Annotated in this window: 2 tRNA genes and 2 rRNA genes; all 4 read left to right on the top strand. The window is 49.0% G+C overall.

Annotated elements, in window-relative coordinates:
* Positions 1 to 65, top strand: a 16S ribosomal RNA gene (locus WFN61_RS20690); the annotation flags it as partial.
* Positions 66 to 136: 71 nt separating this feature from the next.
* A tRNA-Ile gene (locus WFN61_RS20685) sits at positions 137 to 213 on the top strand.
* A 105-nt stretch (positions 214 to 318) separates the two neighbouring features.
* Positions 319 to 394 (top strand) — tRNA-Ala (locus WFN61_RS20680).
* Positions 395 to 592: 198 nt separating this feature from the next.
* Positions 593 to 1,060: ribosomal RNA gene (locus tag WFN61_RS20675) — 23S ribosomal RNA — on the top strand; the annotation flags it as partial.

Raw genomic sequence — 1,060 nt, 5'->3', positions numbered from 1 at the left:
TCATGACTGGGGTGAAGTCGTAACAAGGTAACCGTAGGGGAACCTGCGGTTGGATCACCTCCTTACCTGAAAGAACCTGCTTCGCAGTGTCCACACAGATTGTCTGATAGAAATAAACAGCAGTAAAAATCTCTGCAGGCTTGTAGCTCAGGTGGTTAGAGCGCACCCCTGATAAGGGTGAGGTCGGTGGTTCAAGTCCACTCAGGCCTACCAAATTCTTCCTGATACTGTGTTGTGAAATAACTCACATACCTAAGTATGCTTCGTTATTCCACGCCTTGTCTCAGAAAGAATTAAGGTGAATGAGATAACTACGATGGGGCTATAGCTCAGCTGGGAGAGCGCCTGCCTTGCACGCAGGAGGTCTGCGGTTCGATCCCGCATAGCTCCACCATCACTTACTGCTGAAACAAGAAAACTTCAGAGTGTACCTGCAAAGGTGCGCTGCGAAGTTTTGCTCTTTAAAAATCTGGATCAAGCTGAAAATTGAAACGACACACTGTTTCCTTTCTCCGTAATAAGAAAGGAAGATGCGGTGTGTTCGAGTCTCTCAAATTTTCGCAATCAGAAGTGAAACATCTTCGGGTTGTGAGGTTAAGCGACTAAGCGTACACGGTGGATGCCCTGGCAGTCAGAGGCGATGAAGGACGTGCTAATCTGCGATAAGCGCCGGTAAGGTGATATGAACCGTTATAACCGGCGATTTCCGAATGGGGAAACCCAGTGTGTTTCGACACACTATCTCAACATGAATACATAGTGTTGTGAGGCGAACCGGGGGAACTGAAACATCTAAGTACCCCGAGGAAAAGAAATCAACCGAGATTCCCCCAGTAGCGGCGAGCGAACGGGGAACAGCCCAGAGTCTGAATCAGCGTGTGTGTTAGTGGAAGCGTCTGGAAAGTCGCACGATACAGGGTGATAGTCCCGTACACAAAAATGCACACGTTGTGAACTCGAAGAGTAGGGCGGGACACGTGGTATCCTGTCTGAATATGGGGGGACCATCCTCCAAGGCTAAATACTCCTGACTGACCGATAGTGAACCAGTACCGTGAGG

The organism is Pseudescherichia sp. AS216 (genome assembly GCF_037152055.1).
GTDB lineage: Bacteria > Pseudomonadota > Gammaproteobacteria > Enterobacterales > Enterobacteriaceae > Pseudescherichia.
Note: the sequence above shows the minus strand (reverse complement) of the source record. Positions and strands in the feature narration are given on the sequence as shown.